Raw genomic sequence first — 26,803 nt, forward strand, 5'->3', positions numbered from 1 at the left:
TGAATTCAGCACTAAACCCGAGTCAATAATTCCTTGGCAATTGGTTTTAAAATGATTGGTGCATACCGCTTTTTCCGTTATAATTTGGCGTTTTAAATTTTTAAGCCCCGCATTGCAGCAGAGCTCTCATGTGCTTGTCAGACTGTGGTGTTTTAGCCAAATCGGAAATTATGGAGTGACTTGGTTGTGAGTACTCGTTTTATGACATCAGCTGAAATTCGTGAAGCATTTTTGCGTTACTTTGAATCGCAAGGGCATACACGTGTCGCGTCGAGTTCACTAGTACCCGCCAATGATCCAACTTTACTGTTCACCAATGCGGGTATGAACCAGTTTAAAGATTGCTTCTTAGGTCTAGAAAAACGCGATTATGTCCGTGCCGTATCATCACAAAAATGCGTACGTGCAGGTGGTAAACACAACGACTTGGATAATGTCGGTTATACCGCGCGTCACCATACCTTCTTTGAAATGTTAGGTAACTTTTCATTTGGTGATTACTTCAAACGTGATGCGATCAAATTTGCCTGGGATTTTTTGACGGGCGATGACTGGTTAGCGCTACCTAAAGATAAGCTTTATGCCACTGTTTATCATACCGATGACGAAGCATTCGACATCTGGAACAAAGAAATCGGCCTAGATGCATCTCGCATTATCCGTATTGGTGACAACAAAGGTGGTCAATACGCATCAGATAACTTCTGGGCGATGGGCGACACAGGTCCTTGCGGCCCATGTTCTGAAATTTTCTTTGACCATGGCGATCACATCTGGGGTGGCCTGCCGGGCACACCTGAAGAAGATGGCGACCGTTTCATTGAAATCTGGAACAACGTTTTCATGCAGTTTAACCGCACGAGTGATGGCGTACTTCATCCGCTTCCAGCGCCTTCTGTAGATACTGGTATGGGTCTTGAGCGTATTTCTGCAGTTTTACAGCATGTCAACTCAAACTACGAAATCGATTTGTTCCAGCACTTACTCAAATCTGCGGCTGAGATCATTGGTCTGGATACTACTGCACTTGAAGCTGAAGCGGCTGAAAAAGGCACACCTGTACAATACCCTGCTTCACTTAAAGTGGTTGCTGACCATGCACGTTCATGTTCATTCCTGATTGCTGATGGCGTAAATCCTTCAAATGAAGGTCGTGGTTATGTACTGCGTCGTATCATCCGCCGTGCAGTGCGTCACGGTAACAAACTGGGTGCGACCGGTTCATTCTTCCATAAAATGTTGCAGCCGCTTATTGAAGTGATGGGCGAAGCATATCCAGAACTTGCAGCACAACAAGCACGTATCGAAGCTCAACTGCTCAAAGAAGAAGAACAATTTGCCAAAACACTTGAGCAAGGTTTGAAATTGCTTGAAGGCGAATTGGCACAGTTAAAAGGTTCTGTGATTCCGGGTGAAGTGGTTTTCAAACTTTACGACACTTACGGTTTCCCGACGGACTTAACTGCGGATATCGCACGTGAACGTGACTTAAGCATTGACGAAGCTGGCTTTGAAGTTGAAATGGCAGCACAGCGTCAACGTGCGCGTGATGCAGGTAAATTCGCGATCGATTACAACAGTGTTGTCAAAGTTGAAGGCGAAACTCAATTTGATGGTTATGATGCAACTGCAGGCGAAGGCCAAATCATCGCAATCTATAAAGATGGCGAGCAAGTAGATGAAGTCGTTGAAGGCGACGAAGCTTTAATCGTACTCAACCAGACTCCTTTCTATGCAGAAAGCGGTGGTCAAATCGGTGATACAGGTATTTTCAAAAACTATACCGGGATTTTCGAAGTTCAGGACACGAAAAAATCTGGTGGTGCATTTGTACACCAAGGCATCGTGACCATGGGTAACTTGAAAGTTACTCAAAATGTAGAAGCAACAGTGCAAGCCGAGATTCGTGCAGCAACTGCACGCAACCACTCTGCAACTCACCTACTACATGCTGCGCTGCGTCAAATTCTGGGCTCACATGTACAACAAAAGGGTTCATTGGTCGCATCTGATGTGTTACGTTTTGACTTTGCCAATGATCAACCGGTTAGCTTTGAACAGCTGCAAGAAATTGAACGTCTGGTCAATGCTGAAGTAATTGCCAATACTGCGGTGTCTACTGAACTGCTGGATATTGAATCTGCCAAAGCCAAAGGCGCGATGATGCTGTTCGGCGAAAAATACGGTGACGAAGTCCGTGTATTGTCAATGGGGTCAGTGATTGAAGAGAAAAATTTCTCCATCGAGCTTTGCGGTGGTATTCACGTAAAACGTACCGGTGACATCGGTCTGTTCAAGATCACTTCTGAAGGTGGTGTTGCAGCAGGTATACGTCGTATTGAAGCAGTGACAGGCACCAAAGCAGTTGAAGTTGCACAAAAAGCCGATCGTGACATCAATACGATTAACGGTTTGCTCAAAGCGCAAAAAGACCAGACTTTAGAAAAAGTTGAAGCACTGGTTGATACTGCCTCTGGCTTGCAAAAACAGATCGAACAACTGAATCAGAAACTTGCTAGCCTGCAAGCCGGTGAACTTCTAAGCCAAGTTCAAACCATTGCAGGTCGTGTAACCTTGATTACAACCGTTGAAAATATGGATGCGAAAGCACTACGCAACCTGCATGACGGTGTGAAATCAAAATTAGAAAATGCAGTCATTGTGCTTGCAGGTGTAGAGGGTGACAAGGTGAGCTTGATCGCATCTGTAGCAAAAGACTTTACTGCATCTATAAAAGCGGGTGACATCATCAAACATCTGGCAACTGAGCTAGGTGGTAAAGGTGGTGGTAAACCTGACTTGGCACAAGGTGGCGCGCCACTTAACGAGAAGTTTGCTCCGGTGATGGCAGATTTAACTGCCTGGCTGGCAGCAAAATAAAACTTCAATTTTGTGTAACTGACCCTGATAGGACTATCAGGGTCATGGCTTATATGGAACAACTATGGCACTAATCGTTCAAAAATATGGCGGTACCTCTATGGGTACTCCCGAGCGCATTTTAAATGTTGCTCGTCGTGTGAAACGCTGGCATGACCATGGCCACAAGGTGGTTGTGGTTGTATCAGCGATGAGTGGCGAAACCAATCGTCTGCTTGCTCTCGCGAAAGCCATTACCGAAACCCCTGACCCACGCGAACTAGACCAGATGGTCTCTACGGGTGAGCAGGTTACGATTTCTATGTTAGCGATGGCGCTCAACTCTATTGGCGTTGAAGCAAAATCACTGACAGGTCGCCAGGTTGGCATGAAAACCGACAGCTCATTCAATAAGGCACGTATCGAATCAATTGATACTGAAGTCCTGAACTCGAATCTGGATGCTGGCCGTGTACTTGTAGTTGCAGGTTTCCAGGGTTTTGACGAGCATGGCAATACCACCACTTTAGGCCGCGGCGGTTCTGATACTTCAGGTGTCGCGATTGCTGCTGCACTAAAAGCCGATGAATGCCAGATTTATACAGACGTTGATGGCGTATATACCACTGATCCACGTGTTGCACCCAAAGCCAAGAAAGTTGACCGTATTTCCTTTGAAGAAATGCTTGAAATGGCGTCACTGGGTTCAAAAGTCCTGCAAATTCGTGCAGTTGAATTTGCCGGTAAATATCAAGTACCTTTACGCGTATTATCCAGCTTCGACAATGACAATGATGGCGCATTCGACGAAGAATTTAAGCAAAACGTGGGTACACTTATTACGACTGAATTGGAAGACAATATGGAACAGCCAATTATCTCCGGTATCGCATTTAACCGTGACGAAGCAAAATTAACGATTTTAGGTGTACCTGATGAACCGGGCATCGCCTCTAAAATTTTGTGCCCGATTGGTGATGCCAATGTTGAAGTGGATATGATTATCCAGAACGTTGAAGAAGATGGTACGACTGATTTTACTTTTACAGTCAACCGCAGCGAATTGAACAAGGCCAAAGCCATTCTCGAAGCAACCGCTCAGGAAATTGGTGCACGTGAAGTCGCTACCCGTTCAGATATCGTCAAAGTTTCTATCGTCGGTGTAGGCATGCGTTCACATGCAGGTGTTGCAAGCAAAATGTTTACCGCACTGGCAGCTGAAGGTATTAACATCCTGATGATCTCTACTTCTGAAATCAAAATTTCAGTGATTATTGAAGAAAACTATCTGGAACTTGCAGTTCGTTCACTGCATACCGCCTTCGGTCTAGACCGCGAACAAGGTGAATCAAGCGTACGCGCTTAAGAGGAATGACAAAATATTGTCATTGTTTGACAGTATTCTATAAATCTCTACAAAAATTCAGAGCCACTATAGTTTTTTTTATAGTGGCTCTGTTATATTAAGCCTGAGGATTTTTGAAAAACTGAGATAGATTAAAATCTTTCACCCAGATGACAGAATTTCTATCCAGATTTTATTTTTTAATTTTTGGTTGTGTTTTTGTTTTATATTCAATAGATTGCAGGTTTTGCATTTTGCAAGGAGAGAAACATGCTGATTTTGACTCGACGTGTCGGGGAAACTTTAATGATTGGAGACCAAGTCAGCGTGACTGTGCTTGGTGTAAAAGGTAATCAGGTTCGTATTGGGGTCAATGCTCCGAAAGAAGTCTCTGTGCACCGTGAAGAGATTTACCAGCGTATCCAGCATGAACGTGCAATGCATGAACATCTTCAGCATATCGATCAGGATTTCCAACCTTCGTATGAAGATGAAAACCAAACACAAAATAACTTTAACCGTTAATTTTTGTGTAAATCATAAAGCGGCTTTGAAGCCGCTTTTAATTGATCTATACTTTAATGAATACACATTTCAATATTCAGAACCTTTAAATTAAATAAGAATTAAAGTTCTGCGCCCTGCTGTTCCAGCAATGCTGCAACTACCTTTTTTACCGGCCCAAAACTACGACGGTGCTCATCAATCACCCCATGCAAGGCAATCGCTTCAAAATGTGCTTTGGTTGGATAGCCCTTGTGCTTGGCAAAACCAAATTGTGGATGCTTTAGATCCATCTCAATCATTTGATGATCACGGGTAACTTTGGCCAGAATACTGGCAGCAGAAATTTCTGCATGCAAAGCATCGCCACCAATGATCGCGTCACAGCTCATCGTTAGCCCCTGAGGGACTTTATTGCCATCGACCAGCACATGCTTAGGTTGAATCGCTAAAGCTTCTACAGCACGGCGCATTGCCAGTAAGGATGCCTGCAGAATATTATGCTCATCAATTTCTGCTGCTGACGCCTCAGCAATTGCCCAAGCCAGCGCTTTTTCCTGAATTTCGATAAAAAGTTTTTCACGTTTCTTTTCAGTCAGTTTTTTAGAGTCATTTAAACCTTCAATCGGGTTATTTGGATCTAAAATTACCGCGGCCGCCACCACTGAACCGACCAGCGGTCCACGCCCTGCTTCATCTACACCAGCAATTTTCATGTCATTTCCCATAAAAAATAGGCTGAACCTGTCAGCCTATTTCAATTTAATCCTGGCTTAGTTTACAGCTTCAGCCACACAAGCGTTAATGGTTTTTGCAACCACATTGCCCACGATTGTGGTACGTGCCACCGGATCAATCGCAGCAGTCGCCAAATCAACCGCTGTCACATTTTGCGGTGCTTTTTCGCTGACACAGCCACAAATTTCAGACTGGATATTTTGCTTTTGTGTTGTGGTCATTAAACGTGTTGCCGTTTGCCACGCTGGAATATTATTCAGTTCAGTGGTGCATTTTGCATTGATCGCGATTTTAAGCGCAGTGCCGCCCAGTTGTTGAGTGGTACTTGGCGCCTCAGAAGTGCCTGTCGCTGTACACGCTGATAAAACCAGAGTCAGTGGCGCAAGTACAGCCAATAATTTTTTCACAGATATATTCCTTATTCATTCATAGATGAAGACTGTCGCTATTGTGCCGAAATTCACCTGAATAAGAAATCTAAAAATCACTAAGCATGTTTAATCTACAGCCAACCAATTTAATAGATGTTGCATGAAAGCCACCATAGCGTTGCAGATTTGGAATTGCTGAATTGATTCACCCTTTGCTAAGGTTCGGCCTTATTGAAGAGCAACGGAATATCTAGATGAATAAATCACTGTATTACACACGAACAGCGCAATGGCTGCATTGGATCATGGCGGTTATTTTTATTGCGGCCTGGCTCATCGGTTTTTATAGTGGTAATTTTTTAAGTTATGACGTTGATGGCAGCTTTAAGGGTGATGTGATTTCACTGCATAAAAATATTGCAACCACCATTATTTTCCTGCTCGTTGTTCGGATTTTCTGGCGCTATACCCATCCTGCACCGTCACTGCCTGAGAGTATGTCACCGCGGATGAAAACGTTGGCACATGCTGGTCATCTGGCGCTGTATTTCATGCTGATTGCCCTACCCCTTACAGGTTGTTTGTATAGCTGGAGTTTGGGTTATCCAGCACCGGTGCTGTATTTATTTAACCTGCCACCCCTCATTGCCGAAAACTCGGCTGTGACCGCTATTGTTAAGCCCTTGCATATCTGGCTTTCCTGGGCAGTCGGCGTTCTACTGGTTGGCCATATTGCCGCAGCCTTTAAACATCATTTTATCGATAAAGATCATGTATTAAAAAGTATGACCCAGCAGGATAAATAATTAGACCATTAATATGGGCTAAATAATGTTTCCAGTCTGTGCTTGCAGGCTGTTTCATTAAATAAATTCCTTGAGACAACTTCTGAGACTGTTTGCAATCGCTTTTTGCGTCAGTTCTTTTTTGGCTGCTTCATCAACTGTGGCTTTTAACAAAGTTTTGGCAGGCACATCTTTTAACGCATGCTCACCCACACATGAACACACATTTTTCTCAAGTTCAACTTTACTGGTGTCCTGCATTAAGTAGGTCGAAACTTTCCAAACTTTGGAATTTTGCAGCTCTTTACTGCATTGATATTCAATCAAAGGTTTTAAAGTACGCTGTGTCAATGTCATATCCGCACTAGAACAGGCAGAAATCAACAATATGCTGAGGAGCAGAATTAAACTTTTCAATTTCATATTGGCCTATAAAAATGATAAAGGCAGAGCGAACTCTGCCTTTTGTAAAAACTTAAATCAAGGCACGGATCTGGTTGATCCATTTCTCTTTTTCAGCCTCTGGAATAAACGACGCTTCAAAGGAGTGCGTTGCCAACTGCTTTAATTCCTCGTTACTCAAGTCTAGCGCTTCAGCAATGGCAATAAAGTTGTCATTCATATAGCCACCAAAATAGGATGGATCATCTGAGTTGACTGTAACATGGACACCCTGCTGCAAGAGACGACGGATATTATGCTGCTGCATATCCTCGACCACACAAAGCTTCAGATTTGACAGCGGGCACACCGTTAAGGGCATTTTTTCGCGAATCAACCGTTGCATTAACTCAGAATCTTCTTCTGAACGCACCCCATGATCAATACGATTAACTTTCAGTAAATCCAGAGCTTCCCAGACATATTCTGCCGGGCCTTCTTCGCCCGCATGTGCTACGACCAAAAACCCTGCTTCACGCGCTTTGGCAAAGACACGTTCAAATTTAGAAGGTGGATGCCCGACTTCACTTGAATCCAGACCAATCGCAATAATCTGGTCTTTATAGGGCAATGCCTGCTCCAGCGTTTCAAAGGCCGCCTCTTCACTTAAATGACGCAGGAAACACATGATCAAATGTGAGCTGATTCCAAGCTTGGCCTTGGCATCATCGCAGGCTTTTTGCAGGCCATTGATGACGGTCGCAAAAGCAATTCCACGGTCGGTATGCGTTTGCGGATCGAAGAACATTTCTGTATGCACCACATTGTCTTCGGCACATTTTTCAAAATAGGCCCAAGCCAGGTCATAAAAGTCCTGTTCATGGATCAGTACATTGGCCCCGGCATAATAAATATCCAGGAAGGACTGAAGATTATGGAAATTATAAGCCTGCTTAACTTCCTCGACAGATTTATACGGGATGGCAATCTGATTACGCTGAGCGATTGCAAACATTAGCTCAGGCTCAAAAGTGCCTTCAATATGAACATGAAGCTCGGCTTTTGGCAAAGCGCGAATCAACTCAAGACGGTTCATCACTTCTCCTCGTGAAACCTTTAAATAATAAAAAAGGGCGCAAACTCAGTTTACACCCTTTCTGAATGTAGAAAAATTAGCCACCAAACAGTGCGAATTTAAGCGTCCATAGAACGGCAATAATCCAGACCATATACGGTACAGTCGCAGCCTTACCAGTCAACAACTTGATCAGTGCATAGCTGATAAAGCCCATCGCAATACCATCCGCAATCGAATAAGTAAATGGCATAAATACGATGGTTAAAAATGCCGGTACTGCCTCAGTAATATCTTCCCAGTCAATATGGACGATACCCTGAATCATCAACACACCAACAAATAACAATGCTGGCGCAGTGGCAAAACTCGGAACTGATTGTGCAAGCGGTGCCAGGAATAAACAGGCAATAAATAGTAATCCAACCACCACGGCGGTTAGACCGGTACGACCACCTGCTGCCACACCCGCAGAAGATTCAATATAAGGCGTAGTTGAAGAAGTACCCAGTGCCGCACCAGCAACAATCGCTGATGAGTCAGCAAATAAGGCTTTCTTCAAACGTGGTAATTTCCCGTCTTTTAACAGACCTGCACGATGCGAAACACCGACCAACGTCCCGGTAGAGTCAAACAGATCGACCAGGAAGAAAACAAAAATCACCCCAATTAAACTGGCAGTAAAGAGGCCTTCAAAATCCATTTGCATGAATGTTGGAGCCAGCGATGGAATATGACCCACTACACCCTGGAATTCGTTATAACCTAGTGCCGTTGCAATGGCAGTCACCACCAGAATACTGATGATAATCGCACCACGGACTTTAAACTGGTGCATTACCACAACCAACAAAAAGCCAAAAAGTGCTAATAATACAGAAGGTTGTTTCAGATCACCCAAGCCCACCAGTGTGGCTGGATTATCCACAATAATTCCGGCATTTTTCAGTGCAACCAATGCCAGGAACAAGCCAATACCACCACCAATCGCGAGCTTGAGCGACATTGGAATTGCATTGACAATGGCTTCACGTATTTTAAACAGGCTAATGGCAATAAAGACCAGACCTGAAACAAAAACTGCACCCAAGGCGGTTTGCCAAGGCACCCCCATTCCCAGACATACAGAATAGGTAAAGAAGGCATTTAAGCCCATGCCTGGTGCCAGCGCAATTGGATAATTCGCAATCAGGCCCATGACTAAACAGCCAATCGCAGCTGCAAGACAGGTTGCTACAAAGACAGCCCCATGATCCATTCCTGTTTCGGACAAGATCATTGGATTGACAATAATGATGTAACACATGGTTAAGAATGTAGTTACACCAGCCAGAACTTCTGTACGGAAACTGGTTTTGTTTTCACTCAGTTTAAACAGACGTTCAAGCATATTTTCTGAAGATGGATTAGGAGTCGTCATGACCTAGCCCCTATTGAGTAAACTTTATGCTTCAAGCACGCCGTCAAATAAATGAAATTTCACAAAAAATTCATTTATTTTGAGGATGTGTTAGCAACGAATATGCCAGTATAGCCATTTGACGGGTTCAAATGTTTGAACAGCTTACAGCCCCAGGGCTATGCTATAAAAACCCCAAAAAATCTAAACAAAAAAGCTGCATAACTTTTATGCAGCTCTATTTAATGATATAAATCAAATGCTTAGAAAGATGAAGTTTGCTTCATCTTTATAGGTGGCAAATTATAACACATTGATTTCTGATTGCTTCTTTGATTTTATACTTTATTTAAAATCAATCTATTTAATTCGAATATTTTTAATATTTTATTATATTTATTATTGAGTTAATTTTATTAATTACGCTAAATTGAAAAAAAAGAAAATTGATGCATGTGTTAATGTCGATGCCGATTAGAGTCTAACAATTTGCTGGAGTCACGCGCTTCATTCAAGACATGACGGATTTTTTCGTATTTTCTGATTTCTGCCTGTTTATGCACGCAGAATCCTAATACACTGACCATTAACACAAAAACAGGAATAGCATGTATTTTCATTTTTATTATTCTGCTTTGTAACACTGTGCAATTATGCTAACAAAAAACCTAATAAACTTGTGACTTACTTTACATTTAACCCGATAGAATGCACTTCTTAAACCGTTTAGCGATATTTTTCTATCGTTTTATTTATTATTACTTAATTAATTTTTCATTCTTTCTCAAAAATCTATTGCGCTAAATGCTCCCCAAAGTTAATAAATTAAATATTTGAATATTAAATACTTATTTGTTTAAATAAAAATTTCTATTGAAAATAAAAATATAAAAATATAAAAATTAATGAAAATTCCCTGATTTAAAATATATTAACTTGAGCTATTTTATTCAGCTTTTCCCAGAAATATCAGTTTCAATTTTCTGTAAAAAACGACTCGATAAATGAGATTTTACGCATTATTTCAATGAGTTCAGCGATAATTCTAATTTTTTATCTCGCTTAAAATTTGCGAAAGACGCTAAAAACCACATTTGTACCGAAGTGCAGCCAATCAACTCCCCCGTGACACTCAATATTTAAAAAACGATTAAAGCTGGATAAATAACATTTCAATACTCATAGCTCCCAATACCGCCTAGAAACCAATTATTCTATGCGGTAGCGGAATAACGTTATTTATGCACTGATTTGTTCATCACGTTTAAATACCAATTCACCTTTAAGTGAACTATCGGCATCAAAATAATAACCATCGGTATTGAATGCTTTGAGTTCTTCGGCACGTTCAATTCTATTTTCAACAATAAAACGTGCCATCAAACCACGTGCTTTTTTAGCATAGAAACTAATCACTTTATATTTGCCATTTTTCTGATCCAGAAATACTGGCTTAATAATCTCTGCCTGAATTTTGCGCTCGTTCACCGATTTATAATATTCATCAGAAGCAATATTCACCAAGATCTCAGACTGGGCTGCTGCTAAATCTTGATTGATCAGATCAGTGATGTGATGTGCCCAGAAGTCGTATAAGTTATGCCCGCGAGAATTGGCCAATTTGGTTCCCATTTCCAGACGATAGGGCATCATCAGATCCAAGGGACGCAAAAGCCCATATAAACCAGACAACATACGCAAATGCTGTTGTGCAAAGTGCAGATCTTCCTGCTTTAAGCTATAAGCATCCAGACCGGTATAGACATCTCCTTTAAAGGCAAAAATAGCCTGACGTGCATTGGCTAAATTAAAATCTGGTTGCCAGTCCTGGAAACGTGCTGTATTTAAATTGGCAATTTTTTCACTGACACTCATCAAACTGGAAATTTCTGTTGCAGAAAGTGTGCGACAAGCTTTGATCAAATCCTGCGAATGTTCTAATAATCTGGCTTGAGTAAATTGGTCAGTGGGTAATGGGGTATCGTAATCGAGCGTTTTGGCTGGAGAAATTAAAGCGAGCATGGCAACCTGGTCAAAAAATGATTAATCAAACTATATCAGTCTGCTTATTTTAATTCCAATTCATGTTTTTATTCACCATAATCGTTAAAATGCGCGATTCTCCTGTTAATCATCGGTATTTATATGTCCGAGCAAATTTTCCTTCAAGGACCTGCGGGTCAGATTGAAGTTTTTGTGGATTATCCTCAGGGTGAAGTGAAAGGATTCGCGGTAGTTTGTCACCCCCATCCCTTGCAAGGTGGTACGCCCCAGCACAAGGTTCCCGTTCTATTGGCACAAATGTATATGGAACGTGGCTGTGTTGTGTATCGTCCGAGTTTTCGCGGTTCTGGTCAAAGTGAAGGTATACACGACGAGGGCTTCGGTGAGACGGATGATGTATTAGAAATCATTCGGTTTGCTCGCAGTCAGCATATTGGGCTGTCTTTTTATGCGGGCGGTTTTAGTTTTGGTGCGCATGTCATGGCAAAGAGCTATGCAGCCTTACCTGTAGAACTGCAACCCAAACAAACTATTTTATGTGGCCTGCCAACTGCAACAGTTGCCGGTATTCGCCATTATGTTACGCCAGCAATTAAAGGTGATATTCTGTTCATTCATGGTGAGGGTGATGAAGTAACCCTGCTGTCGGATATGATTGAATGGGCAAAACCACAGCGTCATTTAGTGACCGTATTGCCTGGTGCCAATCATTTCTTTACTGGCTATTTAAAGCAATTGCGGATTGCAATGACCCGCTACTTAGCGCTTGGCTAAATAATAAAACCCGTCAGATGATGGGTTTTTTTATGCTTCTCACAGCAGTTTTTCAGCTAAGTGATAAATCATTGCCCGACATTTAGCTTGTTGTACTATATCAACAATCTTTCCACCCAAACGTTCAACGACTTTTCGGCTCGCTCAATTTTCTTCGGCTACAGGATAAATTAATCGCTGACGATTTAAGTCATCAAGGGCATAACCAACCAGAGCATCAACCGTTTCACAACCATATTTATGACCATGCGGGCTTTCCTTGATCCAAATTCCAAGCTATGGCACTTCATCCTTTAAACGATCTAAACCACAAAGCCCCATAAATTTCAGACTTTCCGCATGGCGTATCACAAACACATATTCTTCATGAGCTGCCATATTCTCTAGCCATTTTTGCCATATTGTTGCAAATGCTTGTTCAGATTCTGGCAGACCCCATGTCATAAAACGCGTCAAACTTGGGATAATCGCGGCATAAGCTTCTCAGGCATCTGATGCACGAAACTAGCTGAGTATCAGACACTCACTTTGGCGTTGAGATCAAATTATAGTGGAGTTATGAATTAGTTCTTCCATTCAAACTCGCTAAAGCTTTCCTGCTCTTTGAGCGAGGTTTCTACTGCTTGTGCAAGCTGATTGAGCAGACTTCGTTCGGTAATACGATCGAGCCAATCTTGTTCTTCTTCAGGATATGAGGCAATTTCACAGACCAGATGCCCCTGCTCATCTCTGGTTTCACAACTCACAGATAAGGGCAATGCATGTTCATCCACGCTCACCGCAACCTGAGCACCACTTTGACTTAAGGTCTGAAAGCCATGTTTACCTAATGTTTCGGCAAGAAAATGCGCTACATATTCCTGGGTTTCCTGACCATCCCGGGGCTGCTGGCTTTGTGTATTGGCCATGAATTTTAATTTTCGCATCGCTACATCCTAATGGCTTTTTTCTTGTATGGGTTTAGCATAAGCAATATAAACAAAACAGCCAAGCAAAAGCTTGGCTGTTTCACATAATTTTAAAAATTATTCTGAAACTTGAATAGGCAAACCTGCAATTGAGGTCAGTTCTGTAAAGGTCGGGAAACTGGTGGCTACCGTTTCCGTACCGACAATCTTGATCTGCTCCGAATTACGTAAACCGGCAATCGAAAAACTCATTGCAATGCGATGATCATGATGCGATTCAATTTCACCACCGGTAAAGATTGGCGACCAGTCACCTGATTTGCCCTTCCCTTCGATAATAATGCCATCTTCAGTTGGGGTACAGTCAATGCCCATGGTTTGCAGGCCATCTGCCATCACCTGAATACGGTCCGATTCTTTTACGCGAAGCTCGGCAGCACCGGTCAAAATCGTCTGACCTTCGGCACAGGCAGCAGCAATAAACAGCGCCGGGAATTCATCAATCGCCAATGGCACCTGATCTTCAGGCATATGAATGCCTTTAAGCGTACGCGTACCACGAATACGGATATCTGCAATCGGTTCACCGCCAGCAATGCGTTCATTTTCAACGGTAATGTCCGCACCCATCTGTTTCAGGATTTCGATCACGCCAGTACGGGTCGGGTTGATACCAACAGCCTCTAAGGTCACATCCGAATTTTCAGTAATCGCAGCGCCGACCATAAAAAACGCTGCCGATGAGATATCCGAAGGTACTTGGATATTAGTACCGACCAATTTACCGCCACCTTGTAATGAAATCCGGTTGCCTTCAGTTTTCACTTCATAACCAAATGCACGCAACATACGCTCAGTATGGTCGCGGGTTGGTTCAGGTTCAGTCACTGCGGTTTCGCCATTTGCCCATAGGCCCGCCAGCAAAATACCTGATTTTACCTGCGCTGATGCCATTGGCAAATCGTACTGAATGCCTTGTAGTTGCTGGTTACCTGTAATCGAGACAGGCGGAGTTCCACGTTCACCCGTGGTCTGAATCAGTGCACCCATTTCACGTAAAGGCTTGGCAATACGTTCCATTGGGCGTTTAGATAGGGATGCATCACCGGTCATCACTGAATCAAATTTCTGCGCTGCCAGCATACCGGACAGTAAACGCATTGAAGTACCTGAGTTGCCCATATAAATGGCAGACTGTGGCGCTTTAAGACCATGCATACCGACGCCATGAATGGTGACTTCACCATTTTTAGGGCCTTCGATGCTGACGCCCATGTCACGAAAAGCCTGCAAAGTTGCCAGTGCATCTTCACCTTCAAGGAAACCAGTCACATGTGTTGTACCTTCAGCGATGGCACCAAACATGATCGAGCGATGTGACACAGATTTGTCACCTGGCACGGTAAATTTACCTTGAAATGTCTTGGCACCCGGCTGAATGGTAAATTGTTGTGTCACTTTATTTTTCTCCATGAAAGGTTTCTTGGCGAGCATATGGTTGAAATGCTGGCGAGCTGCCTGCGCATGACCCAATAAGCCCATCAATGCTTGGGAATCTTCATCTTCGATCAATTTGCGAATCATCGCGAGCTGCTGTTCAAAGCCATCTACGGCATTCAGAACTGCTTTTTTGTTGGCAAAAAAGATGTCATGCCACATTTGTGGATCACTGGCGGCAATCCGCGAGAAATCACGGAAGCCACCGGCAGCATAACGAAATATGTCTAAGTTGTCTTCACGTTTGGCCAGTTGTTCGACCAGATTAAACGCCATTAAATGCGGAAGATGACTGGTATGTGCCAGCACTTCATCGTGCTTGTCCACATCCATGCAAATCACTTCGGCTTTGGCCGCTTGCCACAGTTGAATCAGCTTCTCCACGGCCCAATCGCTACTGCTTGGCAGTGGCGTCAAAATTACCTTGTGATTGGCAAATAGATCGACTTTTCCTGCATGTACACCGGTATGCTCTGCACCTGCAATCGGATGACCCGGCACAAAACCTGCTGGAAGCTGGTCACCAAAGACCGCTTTAGCCGCATCGACCACATTACCTTTGGTACTTCCCACATCAGTAATAATGACATTTTCTGTCAAATACGGCTGAATCAGCTCAAGTACTTTTTGTGTGGCACGTACCGGCAAAGCCAGAACAATCAGATCTGCACCTTTGACTGCATCTACAGGATCGGCATAGCCTTCAGAAATCAGACCAAGTGCCTTGGCATCTTCCAAAGTCTTGGACGAACGTGTCGATGCCACAATGTCATTGGCCAAGTGCTCGGCTTGAATGACACGCGCCAGACTTGAACCAATCAGTCCAAGCCCGATAAATGCAACTTTTTCAAACAATGGCTGCGACATGAATTAAGCTTTTGCCTCTAAACCCAATACTGTAGCAAGCGCGCTTAAGAATTTCGCGTTTTCTGCTTCAGTACCAATCGATACACGAATGTGGCTGGAAATACCGACCGGACGTACAATCACCCCTTGTTTCAGCAAACCGTTGAAGGTTGCTGCGGGGTCTGCCTGTACATCAACCAGAATAAAGTTAGCACGAGAAGGCACATAGTTCAGACCCAAAGCCTTAAAACCTGCTTCAAGTTGCGCCATACCGGCTTTATTTACTTCGCGAGAACGCGCGATAAAGTCTTCATCTTTCAGTGCAGCCACCGCAGCGACCATGGCCAAATGATTGACATTAAATGGCTGACGAATACGGTTTAAATAATCGGTCACTTCAACCGATGCCAAGGCAAAACCAACACGCAGTGCAGCCAGACCATAGCACTTCGATAAAGTACGGCTGACAATCAGATTTGGATATTGTTGCAGGAATTTCAGGCTATTGAAATTTTCCGGGAAATATTCCACATACGCTTCGTCTAGCACCACAATTACATTTGCAGGGACTTTTTGCATGAAAGCTTCAAATTCAGCTTCTTCGAACCAGGTTCCGGTCGGATTGTTCGGATTGGCAATGAAGACGAGTTTGGTATTGTCCTGAATTGCTGCTGCCATCGCTTCAAGGTCATGTGAAAAACCTTGGGCAGGTACTTCAATCGCTTGTGCATTAATGGCTTGAGTGACCAGTGCATAAACCGCAAATGCGTGCTGGCTATATACCACAGAATCGCTTGAAGAAACGAAGGCACGGGCAAACATTTCTAGCAAGTCGTTTGAACCATTGCCCAGCGTAATCTGATCATGATTAAAACCAAACTGAGTTTTAATCTGATCTTTCAGGATAAAGCCACCTCCATCTGGATAACGGCCAATTTCAGCAATTTCCGCAGCGACTGCTTCTTTGACTTTATCTGAACAACCCAGCGGGTTTTCATTGGATGCCAGTTTGACGATATCGGTAAGACCCAACTCACGCTCAAGTTCACTGATCGGTTTACCTGGCTGATATGGCTTTAATTTTGAGATGCCTGAATTGGCTGGAACAAACGACATTTTAGACTTCCAATTTTAGGTATAAAACAGTGGTCAGCACCCTCGCCCTGACCACGGATAGCTGACTTAAAGTACAGCGGCAGGATATGAACCAAGCACGCGAACTTCTTTCACCAAAGGACGAATTTCTGCAATTGCAGCTTTGACATGTTCCTGCTCAATATGACCTTCAAGATCAATGAAGAACACATAAGCCCATTTTTCCGGAAGTGCTGGACGCGTTTCAATACTGGTCAAGCTGATATTGTGCTTGGCAAATGGCGCCAGAATTTCCAGCAATGCACCAGCACGGTCATGTGCAGAAATCAGTAATGAGGTTTTATCATTGCCACTTTGAGGCACTTTTTCACGGCCAATCACCAAGAAACGTGTGGTATTTTCCGGATTGTCCTCAATATTGCCATGCATAATTTCAAGATTATAAATACTTGATGCAATTTCAGAAGCAATCGCAGCAGAATGCCATTCATTTTGAATACGGCGCGCAGCCTCAGCATTAGAATTTAAAGCCACACGTTCTACACCCGGATAATGCGCGTCTAGCCATTTACGACATTGCGCCAAAGTCTGCTGATGTGCATAAATCTGTTTAATACTGTCTTTACGGGTATTTTCAGAAATCAGAAATTGATGATGAATCGGCAATTCAACTTCGCCAATCACATTCAGGTTCGAAGTTTTAAAACAGTCCAGGGTATGATTGACTACACCTTCAGAGGAATTTTCCACCGGCACCAAACCATAATGGGCACTGCCCGCCTCGACTTCACGGAAGACTTCATCAATTGTCGGTAAAGGTCGAACCACCGCATCATGACCAAAGTGCTTGAGTACCGCAGAATGGGTATAGGTTCCGACTGGCCCTAGAAACGCAATACTTTGCGGAGCTTCAAGCGCAAGACAAGCGGACATGATTTCACGGAACAGACGTGCCATGGTGGTGTCGGACAATGGCCCTTCATTACGCTCCATGACATTGCGCAACACCTGTGCTTCACGTTCTGGGCGGTAAAACAGCGGACTTTCTTCTGAAGCAAACTTTGCTTTTGCAACTGCTTCAGCCAAACGTGCCCGGCGGTTAATCAATTGCTGGATTTGCTGATCAACAGAATCGATATCCTCACGAATTTTTGCCAAATCAAGAGAAGTCGTGGTGTTTTGATCGTCGTTGATCATTGTTATGTCGCCCTTCATAAACCTTATCTGTTCAGTATAACAATAGTGAGCTTTAAAATGTTACGCAATATGACATTGCTAGATTAAGTCTTAAAAACAGACAGTTGGTTTTAACCACTCATCGCTTTTAGTCATATCTGGTAACATTTAGTTCAGCATTTTGGCTTGATTTACATTATCAAATTGTAAACTTAGCCTGTCCATCTTAACTGATTTTAATGAATATGAAATATCACTATTTCTTAATCTATATAGCGGTTTTAAGCATAAGAAAATTAAAATAATAGCTTTGTACTTGTCTTTTTTGACCTATTAAAATCTGAGATATCTTTCACAATAAAATGCACGCTCCTCACGCTCATCTCTCTTATTTAATATTGATTTTCCTAAATTTTTTACATGAAATTACTACTCTGTTACAAAGTAGAGACGTTTTTTCAACCTTTAACAGCTAGTCTAATTTAAATCATGAGTTGGGGGGATCAATCATGCCAAAAAGAATAGCAGTACTTATAACAAATAATTTTGAAGACCAAGAATACCTAGAGCCAGTGGCTGCCTTGCTGGCTGCCCATCATAGCGTCTGCAATATCGAACTTAACGCAGGCAAAGTGGTCTATGGGCTGCATGGCTGTTCTGCCGTGACCATCGACCGTGGCATCGAACAAATCAGTATTGATGACTTTGATGCCTTGCTGATTCCAGGGGGCGAATCTGCGGTTTCTCTCTCTACCGATGTTCGGGTGCTACAGTTCATCCATGCCTTCAATCAGGCCAAAAAAGCTATTTTCAGTTTATGTGATGCATCCTTATTACTGTGTGAAGCAGATGTGCTGAAAAATCGGATTATTACCAGTATCCGGGCGCATGCGAGTCGCGTACAGCATGCGGGTGGAACCTATTATGATGTAGAACTGGTAAATGATAATAACCAGTTGATCTCATCGCGCCTGCCCAACGATTTGCCCATTTTTATTCATGAATGTTTGAATGTCTTAAAATCATAAAATTTAAAACAGAATCACTGTCTCTTTGCTATACTTTGCCTGTAAAAAAGAGTCCTTAACAGGACTCTTTTTTTTATCAATAAATTAACGTCCTAACAGACCACGCGCTACAATTTCTTTCATGATTTCATTGGTACCACCATAAATCCGTTGAATACGGGCATCGACAAAGAAGCGTGAAATTGGATATTCAGTCATGTAGCCATAACCACCAAAGAGCTGAAGCAGATTGTCAGCAATCTTCATCTGCATATCGGTAGAAAAACTTTTCAATGCCGCTGCAGTTTCGACATCCAGTTTCCCTTGCATATAAAGCTCAAGATTCTGGTTATAAAAAGCTGCGGTCGCCAATTCATCAATTTTCGCTTGTGCCAAAACAAAACGAGTATTCTGGAATTGACCGATGGCCTGACCAAAAGCCTGACGCTCTTTCACATATTGCGTGGTCACATCAATAGAACCACGAATTGCACCCAAGGCTGTTGCTGCGATGGCGGTACGCTCACGCGGTAATTCCTGCATCAAATAAGTAAAACCCTGCCCCGGTTGACCGAGTAACTGGTCTTTCGGCACCTTGACATTGTCAAAGAACAGTTCCGAAGTATCTTGCGCATGCAGGCCAATCTTGTCCAGATTAGTGCCTTTTTTAAAGCCTTCCAGATGCGTGTCGGCCAGTAACAAAGAAACGCCTTTGGCACGCGCTTGCGGATCGGTTTTGACTGCCAGTACCACCAGGTCGGCATGCTGACCATTGGAAATAAAGGTTTTTGAGCCATTTAATACATAGTAATCATCCTGCAAGATGGCACTGGTACGCATGGCTTGCAAGTCTGAGCCGGCACCTGGCTCGGTCATACCAATCGCACCGACCACTTCACCGCTCACCATTTTCGGCAACCAGTGTTTCTTCTGCTCTTCAGTTCCAATGTGCAAGATATAGGGTGCAGCAATATCCGAATGACAGGACAATCCTGTAGAAATGGCACTGTATCCGGCACGTGCAGACTCTTCAATCAGCATCAATGAATAATCGGTTGGCACCCCATAGCCGCCATATTCCTCCGGAACATCGACACACAAGAAACCATTTTCACCAAGTGCATTCCAGACTGAACGTGGCATCAGGCCTTCGTGCTCCCATTGTTGATAATACGGTGCGACATGTTCATTCATAAAGCGTTTAAAATTGTCGCGGAATAATTCTAGATCGGCATCGTAGGCAAGCATTCGGTTGTCCTTATACTGTTTATCGTTTTATTTCCTGTTTTACAGACTATCTACTTTCAGCTTTACTGTCATGTACTGGCATCTATCTTTTACTAACTTTGCAGTCAATAAAAAAGGAAGCCGAAGCTTCCTTTTTCTTTCAAACATTAGAATTAATGGGCGTTATTGCCTTCTTGCGCCATTTTTTCATCAATTTCTGATGGATTTGCCAATGCATAGTTCAGCTTGTCCATATCGAGCTGGCCTACCCATTTTGCAACAACCAAAGTCGCCAAAGAGTTACCCACCAGATTGGTCAAGGCACGCGCTTCAGACATGAAACGGTCAATACCGAGAATCAAGGCCAGACCTGCAACAGGAATATTGCCCACAGCAGCCAAGGTTGCCGCCATCACAATAAAGCCAGAACCCGTGACACCTGCCGCACCTTTAGATGAAATCAACAGTACCAGAAGAAGGGTAATCTGATGAGACAAATCAAGTTGTGTATTGGTCGCCTGCGCAATAAAGATCGCAGCCATGGTCAAATAGATTGAAGTTCCATCTAGGTTAAATGAATAACCGGTTGGAATCACCAGACCTACCACTGATTTTTCAGCACCAGCAAGTTCCAGTTTTTTCAACATACGTGGCAATACTGATTCTGAAGAAGAAGTACCCAGTACAATCAGCAGTTCTTCACGGATCAGGCGAATCATCTTCATGATACTGAAACCCGCAAAACGCGCAATTGAACCCAGTACGATGAAAATAAACAGTACGCAGGTGATATAGAAACAAATGATCAACTGTGCCAGCTGAGCAAGCGAACCAATACCATATTTACCAATGGTAAAGGCCATCGCACCAAATGCACCGATTGGCGCCAGTTTCATTATCATGTTCACAATATTGAAGAATACATGTGAAATCTGGTCGATGAGCTTCAGGACTGGCTTGCCTTGATCACCCAGCTTATGCAGCGCGAAACCAAAAATGATCGCGAACAACAGAACCTGTAGAATTTCGCCTTCCGCAAATGCACCTACCACCGTATTTGGAATGATATTCATCAGGAAGTCGATCGTCGACTGTGACTCACTTGTAGCGACATATTTGCTGATGCCCGTGGTATCCAGTGATGCAGGATCAACGTTCATGCCTACACCTGGCTTGACGATGTTAATCACCACCAGACCGATGACCAACGCAATCGTGGAGACGATTTCGAAGTAAAGTAAAGCAACACCACCAGTTTTACCCACTGATTTCATGCTTTCCATACCCGCAATACCGCTGACCACGGTACAGAAAATCACCGGTGCGATGATCATTTTGATCAGGCGGATAAATGCATCACCCAGCGGTTTAAGCTGTTCACCCAAGCCAGGAACATACTGTTCTACACCATTGATAATTTGCGTACCACTCGGCGAGAAATGCCCGACCAGAATACCTGCAATAATAGCCACAATCACTTGAAAATACAGTGACTTATAAATCGGTTTTTTCGCCATAATAAATCTACTTGAACGATATCTGAAAATAAAAAGACCATTTTGAGAAATGCACTGATCTGTTCATCTGCTCTGAAGATGAACTGGATCAAATCTCAATAGGCTCAAGAGAATGTTCAAAATGAAAATCAGCCACGCATTCAATCTGACGCGCAGCATCAGACCAAAGTATTAAATGGGAGAAAGAGATTAAGAAAACTTAAACAAACTCTAAAAATTGTCTGAATTTTACTGAAAAATCCCATTAAATGTGCATAAAGTCTTATGCAATTGCCTGCTTTTTGCTCGCATTGAATTAGACATTAGTCGATAATCAGATTTAAATGCCTGTTTTCCGTATACTGAAAGCTTTGTTAATTTTAGACCCTCCTCATTGACCCCAATATTTGCTGCAAGCTGTATAAGTTATGAATACCAAAAGAAATATTTATAAAGATTTCGAACATCCCTTTGCCCAATATGTACGCATCGTGGGGAAAGGAAAAAATGGCGCCCGCTCCCTCAGCTATGATGAAGCCTATCAAGCCTTTAGCATGATTCTGAAAGATGAAGTGCTCGATGTGCAGCTAGGGGCGTTCTTGATGTTATTGCGGGTCAAAGAAGAGTCTGTAGATGAGTTAGCCGGTTTTGTTCAGGCCACACGCGACCAGCTTGACTTTAAGCAGCTGGATGTCGATCTGGACTGGTCCTCTTATGCAGGCAAGCGCAAGCATTATCCATGGTTTATTCTGGCAGCACTGACGTTGGCCAAGCATGGTTATACTATTGTGATGCATGGTGCCGCTGGTCATACCATGAACCGGGTTTATACCGAACAAGTGTTAACTTGCTTAGGCTATCCAATCTGTCAAAATGATGATGAAGTGGAGCAGCAATTACAGCAACGACATTTTGCCTATATCCCGTTAGAGGTGATTTCTCCGATTCTGGCAGATCTGATTGGCCTACGAAATGTAATGGGACTGCGCTCCCCGATTCATACGCTGGCTCGTTTAATTAACCCGTTTAATGCCAAAGCAACGCTGCAAGCAATTTTCCATCCGGCTTATCGGGGTTCGCACCAACAGGCGGCTTTCCGCTTAGGTTATAAAAATAGTGCGGTGATTAAAGGTGAAGGGGGCGAATTTGAGCGTAATCCGGATGCCAAAACCCTGATCTGCGGTATTAAAGATGGCGAACTGTACGAATATGAACTACCGAAACTGACTGACAATCGTAGTCCGGTTGAGGAAGAACTGGATCTGGCCTTATTTAAAGCAGTATGGGATGGTCAGCAAAGCCATGAATATGGCGAGATTGCGGTTACGGAAACCATGGGCATTGCGTTGTATAGCATGGGTGCATGTAAAAGCTATGAAGTTGCGATGCAAAAAGCCAAAGAATTATGGGTGAATCGTCACACCGTTTAAACTTTGAAATGTGTAGAAAAAAAGCATTGTTCCTTCATTGAACAATGCTTTTTTAAATATCTTTCGACTGACTCGACCTCAGTGCTTAGACAAAACGAATTGGCTTGAATTCCGGTTCATTCTTGTGATGATCATCATCACATTCCTCGCCTTCTTCTTTAGTACCGCGATCGATAAAACCGCTGCGCTCATTTTCAGGCAAGTTTTTCATTTCCCAGGCATAGACTGCCTGCATACAAGTCTGGCGTTGTTCCTGAGTTAGGGCTACACCATTTGGCCACTTTCCAATTTCAATTGCTGTTCTTAGGCGTTCAACAATCTCAGGATTGAGTACGGCAAGCATTTGTTCAATATTCATGATTTAATCCTGCTTAAAATAATCAAAGTCCTGATTCCACCCCAGTTTGGTTCGACAGGCATTATAAAAGTCATAGCCCGGTGGATGCAGAAGATTCAGTTTAAAGGGATGCTTGCGAATATGGACGCTATCGCCAACATTCAAAGACACACTGTGTTGTCCATCCGCACTGACCATCGGCAGTACGCGATTTTCACGAATCAGTAATTTAATTTCGCTGTGTCCACCGACCACAATCGGGCGTGAAGACAAGGTATGCGGATGCATCGGCACCAGCGCAATCGCATCCATACTCGGATGGACAATTGGCCCGCCCCCAGAAAGTGCATAAGCCGTAGAGCCGGTCGGCGTCGATACAATCAGGCCATCACTGTGCTGACGATAGACATACTGTCCGTCAATATTCAGTTCAAAATCGATCATATGCACCGATTTTCCTGAATGCAGTACCACATCGTTCAGTGCAATCGCATCGTAAATCACTTCGCCTTTGGAGCGAATTTCGACTTCGAGTAAAAAACGTCGCTCAGTCTGAAAATCACCTTTTAACACCTGATCCAACTTAAAGATGACTTCGGTTGGCTTAATGTCGGTTAAGAATCCCAGACGCCCCCGGTTAACGCCGATCACAGGAGTATTGTACTTGACCAGTGCGCGTGCTGCATGCAAAAGCGAACCATCCCCTCCTACCACAATGACCAGATCAACGACTTCACCAAGTAAAGCACGACTGACAGTTTGGGTATTGTTATATGGAACGAGTTCAGCTGTCGCTGCATCAAAAACAGGATGTAAGCCTAAATTCAGAAGATGATCATGAATAAGACATAAGGTTTCAACCACCGATGATTTATCAGGACGTCCTATTAACCCGATATTTCGAAAGGTTTTATGGGAAATTTGCACCAGTGTCGTCGCTCCGCTACGGATCTTGCATATCATAGCATTAAGCTATACCTGGATGATAATTTATAACAGGATGCTAGCTCGTCGCAAATTATTTGAAATATATTTGAATTAAGGAGAAATTGTGGGCTTTGATTTTAATTTTAAGCGCATTTATTGATTAAATATTGCAAAATGATTAAAAGCTTCGCATGATTAGCACAATTTCACAGGATCTTATAAGTATTTATGAAATCTGAACGTGGCATGGGGTTTTTTGCCTTAATTTTCTCGATTTTAGTCATTTCCATCTTTGTCGTATTTAGTATTTACCTGATTAAATTAGATAATATTGTACGCGAAAAATTTGAAGGTCAACGCTGGGATATTCCGGCGAAAGTTTTCGCACGTCCAATGGAAGTGTACGTCAATGCCCCAGTCAGTCAGCAGGATTTCCAACAAGAATTAAAATTACTCGGTTATAAAAACTCGGATAGTTATGCCAAGTCGGGCAATTTTGTCACTACGGGAAATACTTTATATGTACATACCCGTGGCTTTGATTTTGGTGATCGGGTTGAACCGGAACAAGTTCTGAAAGTGAGTTTTAATGCTAACCAAGTGACTGAGGTCAGCGCCACCAAGCCATCTTCTAGCGGTATTGCCCGACTGGAACCCTTATTGATTGGTGGAATTTATCCACAGCATAACGAAGACCGGGTACTGATCAAACTGAATAAAGTGCCTAAACCATTGATCGAAGCGCTCATCGCAACTGAAGACCGTAAATTCTATGAACACCATGGCGTATCTCCACGCGGTATTGCACGTGCTGTTGTCAGTAATATTACCGGTGGCAAACGTCAGGGTGGCTCGACTTTAACCCAGCAACTGGTGAAAAATTTCTATTTAACGCCTGAGCGTACCTTAAAGCGTAAAGTCAATGAAGCCTTTATGGCCATGCTGGTTGAATTACATTATGACAAGAATGAAATTCTGGAAGCTTATCTAAATGAAGTGAATCTCGGCCAAAATGGTAACTATTCAATTAATGGTTATGGCTTGGCTTCTCAGTTTTATTTTGGTCTGCCACTGCGTGAACTGAATATTTCCCAGCAGGCTTTTTTAGTCGGTCTGGTACAAGGCCCGAGTCTATATAACCCATGGCGTAATCCTGAAAGTGCGAAAAAACGCCGTGATATCGTCCTGAATAATATGCTGGTGATGGGCTATCTAAGCCAAGAACAATATGAAAAAGAAACCGCACGTCCATTGAACGTGATTTCAAAACCAACATTGGGCCCTGCACGTTTCCCGGACTTCCTGGATATTGTGCGTCGTCAATTACGCACTGACTATCAGGAAACTGACCTGACCAATCAGGGTCTGCGTATTTTCACCACGCTGGATCCTTTGGCTCAAACCCGAATTCAGGACAGTTTTAAGCAGACAGTCGCACGTTTAACCAAATCTAATCCGGGCCGTTTAAAAGACTTGCAGGGTGCAGTTTTGGTATCGCATCCGGAAAATGGTGAACTGGTTGCAGCAGTCGGCTCGACTCAAGACTTTACCGGCTTTAACCGTACAGTAGATGCCAAACGTCAGGTGGGTTCATTATTAAAGCCTGTGATTTACCTGAGTGCACTGGAATCAAATCGTTACCATTGGGCCAGTCCGATTGAAGACAGTGAAATTAGTGTGCAAAGTGATGGTAAGACCTGGACGCCGAAAAACTACAGTGGCCGTGGACATGGTGTCGTACCGATGTCACAAGCGCTGTCACAATCCTATAACCTGTCTACTGTACGTTTAGGACAAGAATTTGGTCTGTCTACCTTCATTAATCATCTGAAAAAATTTGGTGTCACTTCTGATATTCCATCCTATCCGTCTATTTATTTAGGCGCGGTGGATATGTCGCCAATGGAGGTGATGAATATTTATGGTAACTTCGCCACAGGTGGCTTTAAATATCCAACCAAGTCAATTCGTTCTGTGGTCGATGCCAATGGACGGATACTCGACCGTTATAGCTTAAGCGTACAACCAACCATTGATCCGGCTTCAGCCTATGCCCTGAATTATGGTCTGCAACAGGTCATGTCGAGTGGTACAGGCCGCGCAGCTTATAACAGTCTGCCGAGTAATCTGAATCTTGCAGGTAAATCAGGCACCACCAATGATAGCCGTGATTCATGGTTTGCCGGTTATTCAGGTAACTATATGACGGTGGTCTGGCTCGGTCTGGATGACAATAAAGTCACTGGCCTAACCGGTTCCTCGGGTGCTCTTCCGGTCTGGATCAATGTCATGAAACAGCTCCGCCAGAAACCTGTCAATCTGCCACAACCCAATGAAATTCAATGGCATTGGCTGGATCGTTATACCGGTCATTTATCTGCCCAAGGTTGTGAAGGTGCCATGTATATTCCGATTTCACGTCATGCCTTGCCAAATCAGGCCACCGCCTGCGGTATCTCCCAATATGTGACTGAACCTTACGATATCGATTCAGAACCTCAGTCATCTGATGCCGAACAGGACGATATCAGTCGTTATATACAAGAAAGTGAAACAGAAATAGAACGAGATCTCGCGAATGAAACCCGTATTATCTCGAGTGGAAGTTATAGCCATTAATTG

24 protein-coding genes are annotated in these 26,803 nt (G+C 43.3%); 8 read left to right on the forward strand and 16 right to left on the reverse strand.

The annotated features are described in order from the left end of the window. The first annotated feature begins 186 nt into the window (after nt 1–186). From alaS to csrA, 3 genes are all read left to right on the forward strand, one after another. Entirely contained in the window at nt 187–2,880 is a 2,694-nt protein-coding gene (gene alaS / locus LOZ91_RS02065) for an alanine--tRNA ligase (protein ID WP_244782591.1), read from the forward strand. 64 nt (nt 2,881–2,944) lie between these two features. Beyond that, nucleotides 2,945–4,225, forward strand: coding sequence for an aspartate kinase (locus LOZ91_RS02070; RefSeq protein ID WP_005097443.1), 1,281 nt, complete (start codon nt 2,945–2,947; stop codon nt 4,223–4,225). 249 nt (nt 4,226–4,474) lie between these two features. Continuing rightward, nucleotides 4,475–4,729 carry a carbon storage regulator CsrA gene (gene csrA / locus LOZ91_RS02075; protein ID WP_005097444.1) on the forward strand — a complete coding sequence of 85 codons (255 nt, stop codon included), beginning with the start codon at nt 4,475–4,477 and terminating at the stop codon, nt 4,727–4,729. 101 nt (nt 4,730–4,830) lie between these two features. Here csrA and rnhB read toward each other — a convergent pair whose 3' ends face one another. Together rnhB and LOZ91_RS02085 are read right to left on the reverse strand one after the other, a co-directional pair. Further along, on the reverse strand, nt 4,831–5,424 hold the full coding sequence (rnhB, locus tag LOZ91_RS02080) for a ribonuclease HII (RefSeq protein ID WP_244782592.1): 594 nt from the start codon (nt 5,422–5,424) through the stop codon (nt 4,831–4,833). 57 nt (nt 5,425–5,481) lie between these two features. Then, nucleotides 5,482–5,853: a hypothetical protein gene (locus LOZ91_RS02085; protein ID WP_005097446.1), complete on the reverse strand. Its 372-nt coding sequence runs from the start codon at nt 5,851–5,853 to the stop codon at nt 5,482–5,484. Nucleotides 5,854–6,071: 218 nt separating this feature from the next. Between LOZ91_RS02085 and LOZ91_RS02090 the strand changes: the two genes are divergently transcribed. Next, nucleotides 6,072–6,623: a cytochrome b gene (locus LOZ91_RS02090; RefSeq protein ID WP_100357721.1), complete on the forward strand. Its 552-nt coding sequence runs from the start codon at nt 6,072–6,074 to the stop codon at nt 6,621–6,623. Between the two features lie 57 nt (nt 6,624–6,680). On the opposite strand, the gene LOZ91_RS02095 is transcribed toward LOZ91_RS02090, so the two are convergent. The 4 genes from LOZ91_RS02095 to yaaA form a co-directional block, all read right to left on the reverse strand. After that, nucleotides 6,681–7,025 carry a hypothetical protein gene (locus LOZ91_RS02095; RefSeq protein ID WP_074383303.1) on the reverse strand — a complete coding sequence of 115 codons (345 nt, stop codon included), beginning with the start codon at nt 7,023–7,025 and terminating at the stop codon, nt 6,681–6,683. A gap of 52 nt (nt 7,026–7,077) precedes the next feature. Then, nucleotides 7,078–8,079: an adenosine deaminase gene (locus tag LOZ91_RS02100; RefSeq protein WP_100329011.1), complete on the reverse strand. Its 1,002-nt coding sequence runs from the start codon at nt 8,077–8,079 to the stop codon at nt 7,078–7,080. 76 nt (nt 8,080–8,155) lie between these two features. Then, entirely contained in the window at nt 8,156–9,478 is a 1,323-nt protein-coding gene (locus tag LOZ91_RS02105; protein WP_005097450.1) for an NCS2 family permease, read from the reverse strand. Between the two features lie 1,218 nt (nt 9,479–10,696). Further along, nucleotides 10,697–11,479 carry a peroxide stress protein YaaA gene (yaaA, locus tag LOZ91_RS02110; RefSeq protein WP_005097452.1) on the reverse strand — a complete coding sequence of 261 codons (783 nt, stop codon included), beginning with the start codon at nt 11,477–11,479 and terminating at the stop codon, nt 10,697–10,699. A gap of 123 nt (nt 11,480–11,602) precedes the next feature. On the opposite strand from yaaA, the gene LOZ91_RS02115 reads away from it, so the two are divergent. Next, nucleotides 11,603–12,235 carry a hypothetical protein gene (locus LOZ91_RS02115; protein ID WP_005097454.1) on the forward strand — a complete coding sequence of 211 codons (633 nt, stop codon included), beginning with the start codon at nt 11,603–11,605 and terminating at the stop codon, nt 12,233–12,235. 144 nt (nt 12,236–12,379) lie between these two features. On the opposite strand, the gene LOZ91_RS14620 is transcribed toward LOZ91_RS02115, so the two are convergent. The 6 genes from LOZ91_RS14620 to pheA form a co-directional block, all read right to left on the reverse strand. Continuing rightward, complete coding sequence (locus tag LOZ91_RS14620; RefSeq protein WP_345788758.1) at nt 12,380–12,505, reverse strand: hypothetical protein; 126 nt, start codon at nt 12,503–12,505, stop codon at nt 12,380–12,382. A 6-nt stretch (nt 12,506–12,511) separates the two neighbouring features. Further along, nucleotides 12,512–12,679, reverse strand: coding sequence for a hypothetical protein (locus LOZ91_RS02120; protein ID WP_227523637.1), 168 nt, complete (start codon nt 12,677–12,679; stop codon nt 12,512–12,514). A gap of 119 nt (nt 12,680–12,798) precedes the next feature. Continuing rightward, on the reverse strand, nt 12,799–13,161 hold the full coding sequence (locus tag LOZ91_RS02125) for a hypothetical protein (protein ID WP_180190969.1): 363 nt from the start codon (nt 13,159–13,161) through the stop codon (nt 12,799–12,801). 99 nt (nt 13,162–13,260) lie between these two features. Next, nucleotides 13,261–15,507, reverse strand: coding sequence for a bifunctional prephenate dehydrogenase/3-phosphoshikimate 1-carboxyvinyltransferase (locus LOZ91_RS02130; RefSeq protein WP_159516053.1), 2,247 nt, complete (start codon nt 15,505–15,507; stop codon nt 13,261–13,263). Nucleotides 15,508–15,510: 3 nt separating this feature from the next. Continuing rightward, nucleotides 15,511–16,602 (reverse strand): histidinol-phosphate transaminase, encoded by a 1,092-nt coding sequence (gene hisC, locus LOZ91_RS02135; RefSeq protein WP_180000418.1) that lies wholly within the window; start codon nt 16,600–16,602, stop codon nt 15,511–15,513. 66 nt (nt 16,603–16,668) lie between these two features. Next, nucleotides 16,669–17,778 carry a prephenate dehydratase gene (gene pheA, locus LOZ91_RS02140; RefSeq protein WP_005170229.1) on the reverse strand — a complete coding sequence of 370 codons (1,110 nt, stop codon included), beginning with the start codon at nt 17,776–17,778 and terminating at the stop codon, nt 16,669–16,671. Between the two features lie 488 nt (nt 17,779–18,266). Here pheA and LOZ91_RS02145 point away from each other — a divergent pair, with 488 nt between their 5' ends. Further along, nucleotides 18,267–18,785, forward strand: coding sequence for a DJ-1/PfpI family protein (locus LOZ91_RS02145; RefSeq protein WP_005097462.1), 519 nt, complete (start codon nt 18,267–18,269; stop codon nt 18,783–18,785). Nucleotides 18,786–18,869: 84 nt separating this feature from the next. Here LOZ91_RS02145 and LOZ91_RS02150 read toward each other — a convergent pair whose 3' ends face one another. Then, complete coding sequence (locus LOZ91_RS02150) at nt 18,870–20,012, reverse strand: acyl-CoA dehydrogenase family protein (RefSeq protein WP_005097463.1); 1,143 nt, start codon at nt 20,010–20,012, stop codon at nt 18,870–18,872. A 152-nt stretch (nt 20,013–20,164) separates the two neighbouring features. Then, entirely contained in the window at nt 20,165–21,508 is a 1,344-nt protein-coding gene (locus LOZ91_RS02155; RefSeq protein ID WP_244782593.1) for a dicarboxylate/amino acid:cation symporter, read from the reverse strand. A gap of 407 nt (nt 21,509–21,915) precedes the next feature. Between LOZ91_RS02155 and LOZ91_RS02160 the strand changes: the two genes are divergently transcribed. Continuing rightward, nucleotides 21,916–22,917, forward strand: a complete 1,002-nt coding sequence (locus LOZ91_RS02160) for a glycosyl transferase family protein (protein ID WP_074383310.1) — start codon at nt 21,916–21,918, stop codon at nt 22,915–22,917. Between the two features lie 85 nt (nt 22,918–23,002). Here LOZ91_RS02160 and LOZ91_RS02165 read toward each other — a convergent pair whose 3' ends face one another. Both LOZ91_RS02165 and LOZ91_RS02170 read right to left on the reverse strand, forming a co-directional pair. After that, nucleotides 23,003–23,275, reverse strand: a complete 273-nt coding sequence (locus tag LOZ91_RS02165) for a DUF1315 family protein (RefSeq protein ID WP_005097466.1) — start codon at nt 23,273–23,275, stop codon at nt 23,003–23,005. A 3-nt stretch (nt 23,276–23,278) separates the two neighbouring features. Further along, complete coding sequence (locus LOZ91_RS02170; protein WP_005097467.1) at nt 23,279–24,217, reverse strand: NAD(+) kinase; 939 nt, start codon at nt 24,215–24,217, stop codon at nt 23,279–23,281. Nucleotides 24,218–24,409: 192 nt separating this feature from the next. Between LOZ91_RS02170 and mrcB the strand changes: the two genes are divergently transcribed. Continuing rightward, nucleotides 24,410–26,800, forward strand: a complete 2,391-nt coding sequence (gene mrcB, locus LOZ91_RS02175; RefSeq protein WP_100355683.1) for a penicillin-binding protein 1B — start codon at nt 24,410–24,412, stop codon at nt 26,798–26,800. The last annotated feature ends 3 nt before the right edge of the window (nt 26,801–26,803 follow it).

This window comes from Acinetobacter sp. F-1 (assembly GCF_022869025.1).
Lineage (GTDB): Bacteria > Pseudomonadota > Gammaproteobacteria > Pseudomonadales > Moraxellaceae > Acinetobacter > Acinetobacter pseudolwoffii.